The sequence below is a fragment of the Dehalococcoides sp. genome (assembly GCF_041654235.1).
GTDB lineage: Bacteria > Chloroflexota > Dehalococcoidia > Dehalococcoidales > Dehalococcoidaceae > Dehalococcoides > Dehalococcoides mccartyi_B.
This window is the reverse complement of the sequence record NZ_JBAZDW010000109.1, coordinates 1-2,970: the sequence shown is the minus strand read 5'-3', so window position 1 is coordinate 2,970 and position 2,970 is coordinate 1. Positions and strand designations below refer to the sequence as shown.

Genomic DNA, 2,970 nt, shown 5'->3' with positions numbered 1-2,970 from the left:
CTCACAGCTACGCTCACAGCTACGCTCACAGCTATGGTCACAGCTACGCTCACAGCTAGACTCACAGCTATGGTCACAGCTACGCTCACAGCTACGCTCACAGCTATGGTCACAGCTAGGCTCACAGCTACGCTCACAGCTATGGTCACAGCTAGGCTCACAGCTAGACTCACAGCTATGGTCACAGCTACGCTCACAGCTACGCTCACAGCTAGACTCACAGCTAGACTCACAGCTACGCTCACAGCTACGCTCACAGCTAGGCTCACAGCTACGCTCACAGCTAGACTCACAGCTAGACTCACAGCTAGACTCACAGCTACGCTCACAGCTACGCTCACAGCTAGACTCACAGCTAGACTCACAGCTAGTTACAATTTGGTGGACGGTGTGGGCAGGATATTATGATTACGCTGAGTCTATAGGAGTTAAATTTGATAAACATAAATTAGATTTATTTACCAGATTTACTGCCAACATCGGTTTTTGCTTGCCATTCAAGGATACCTTCATCTACTCATTAAAACCAACTAAAATACACTGGAATAATGGCAGACTGCATAATCCCAACGGAAAAGCAGTTGAATATGCCGATGGTTGGGGTTGGTATGCGTTGAACGGAATTCCGATGGAAGAGTGGCAGGTAATTACGCCTATAGCAGAACTATCTCTAGAAAAGATACTATCCGTAGAGGATATAGACCAAAGACGGGAACTCGTTAGGCGTGTTGGGGTAGAACGGTTAGTTTCTGCGGGCAAAGAAATAGATAGACTAGGGGATTATAAATTACTGGATATGCGGTCTGTCTACAAGCGCAGGACACCCACGCTGTTTCTGCTGATGAAAAATCCCTCTGTAGCGAATACATGGCATTGTGAGGGAGTGAGTAGTGAATGTAAAACAGTAATAGATGCGCTTAATTGGCGTAAACCAGAAGCCATGAAAAAAATACCAGTGAGCAACGAAGGCGAAGATTGGTATCAGCAGGGGGACGTCTGCATCTGGCCAGCAGACGCCTTAATACTAAAAGAATTGCCTTGTATTTTGACTTAGTTGAGGTGACGGCATGACAGCCATATACCAGCAACAGGCAATAGGAGTGTAAGAGATGCAAGTAATTAAAGAGCGACCAATATTAATGTCAGGTGAAATGGTGCTTGCCACATTAAAGGAGAAAGAGGAGAAAACACAGACCAGACGAACTAAAGGGTTAGAGAAAATAAACTCTTGCCCTGATGGATGGGAACTCGTAGTTGTATTTCAAGACGGTCTAGCTAGATTTCATAACCGTATTACTGGCGAAGGATTAAATATTCAATGTCCGTATGGCGGTTACGGAGACCGCTTATGGGTTAAGGAGACGTTTCAAACATTTCGCAAGGATACTGCCGAAGAAGCTAATAATAAATTTATTGCAGGACAAAATCTCAAATCGGTTAATGACCTTATTGCTTGGGGGAATATGCCGAGCGGACACGGTGAATTGGGCATACTTTACGCCGCTGATTTCGGGTCGTGGGCATATAACACTGACTCTGACCTCAAGCCATGGAAACCCTCAATTTTCATGCCGCGTAAGTATTCCCGTATTCTGCTTGGGATAACCGAGATAAGGGTACAGAGAATACAGGACATTAGCGAACCGGATGCACAAGCCGAAGGGACAAAATACTTTGGTGACATTGATTATTCCAGAGGCATAACTTACAGGAAGCGGTATAGCGAACTCTGGGACAAGATAAACGCCAAGCGTGGTCATGGGTGGGCAAATAATGATTGGGTCTGGGTCATAGAGTTTAAGAAAGTGGAGGCAAAGTAAATGGAAAACTTAGATGATGTACTGGTAGCACAGCAGACCATAAATAAGATACTGGGAGTGAAGTAAATGATAAAGGTTAGAGACTTAACTAAAGCTATCTCAGATTATAAAGGTCAATTGTGTTGGGCAATAGATAAGAGTTGTCCTTGCAGACCTTGCTTTAGTCCACATGACTGCATGCCACCTAATCCTGCCCACAACAATAAAAAATGTTCAGAAGTGTTTGAATGTTTGTCAAATTGGAAAACCGGTTGCCCGTCTCCGCATCCAGAACCAGAACATATCTATATTGGAAGTAGCCGAAGGTGTGTTAGGTGCGGAGAATATATGCATAAAGGAAACAGTAATGTCTCAAATACTGCGTAGCAAGCTTGTAACTACTAAAACTCCTCACAAGTGCTGGGGCTGTACTAAGGAGTATCCCGCTGGAACTCGCATGGAATTTAGCGTCTGTGTAGATATGGGCAAAGTGTTTAGCAGTTACTACTGCCCCACCTGTCAAAACTATATTTACAAAACACAATACTTCTCTCAAGGAGATGAGGTTTGTTTCGGGGAGTTATGCCAAAATTATGATTATCCAGAAGGAGAACTGTAGATGACTAGAGAGATTAAATTCAGAGGCAAGAAGATTGATACTGGGGAATGGGTATATGGAAATTACGCCTTCTCATCAGTTAACGGCAAACACCAAATTACGGTAGAAACACTTGATGGTTGTAAACACTATTACGTATACCATCCGGTTAATCCTGAAACAGTCGGCCAGTATACAGGTCTCAAAGACAAGAACGGCAATGAGATATACGAAGGGGATATTGTTCAATGGGGGACAGAAGATGAAATCCTTTCTTGTGTAGTTGAGTATACAGAAGGTGCTCATGATTCCGAGGAATGCCCATATATGAGTGGGTTTAGTTATCGGGTAATTGATGCCATAGATTACCCTGAAGACGATGAAGGCGAAACGGATTATGTGACTGAAGTCATCGGCAACATCTACGACAATCCAGAATTGCTTGAGGAGGCAAAGTAAATGCCACTAGAAGTTAAAACAGTAACAGAGAAACAGCCCACCACTTATAGAATGTTTGAATGGACGGGGAAAGAAGAAGACTTAATAGATGCGAAAAAGTTACTTAAAACAGAC

General features: G+C 43.5%; 4 protein-coding genes. 3 read left to right on the top strand and 1 reads right to left on the bottom strand.

Features of this window, described 5'->3' with window-relative positions; translation table 11 throughout:
- Positions 1-353: hypothetical protein (locus WC259_RS08250; protein WP_372644259.1), on the bottom strand; the 353-nt coding region annotated here is incomplete at its 3' end.
- Positions 354-388: 35 nt separating this feature from the next.
- Between WC259_RS08250 and WC259_RS08245 the strand changes: the two genes are divergently transcribed.
- The 3 genes from WC259_RS08245 to WC259_RS08235 all read left to right on the top strand — a co-directional run bounded on the left by WC259_RS08245 (position 389) and on the right by WC259_RS08235 (position 2,856).
- On the top strand, positions 389-1,054 hold the full coding sequence (locus WC259_RS08245; protein WP_372644256.1) for a DUF6745 domain-containing protein: 666 nt from the start codon (positions 389-391) through the stop codon (positions 1,052-1,054).
- A gap of 55 nt (positions 1,055-1,109) precedes the next feature.
- Entirely contained in the window at positions 1,110-1,820 is a 711-nt protein-coding gene (locus WC259_RS08240) for a hypothetical protein (RefSeq protein ID WP_372644253.1), read from the top strand.
- A gap of 598 nt (positions 1,821-2,418) precedes the next feature.
- Positions 2,419-2,856 carry a YopX family protein gene (locus tag WC259_RS08235; RefSeq protein ID WP_372644250.1) on the top strand — a complete coding sequence of 146 codons (438 nt, stop codon included), beginning with the start codon at positions 2,419-2,421 and terminating at the stop codon, positions 2,854-2,856.
- Positions 2,857-2,970: the final 114 nt, after the last annotated feature.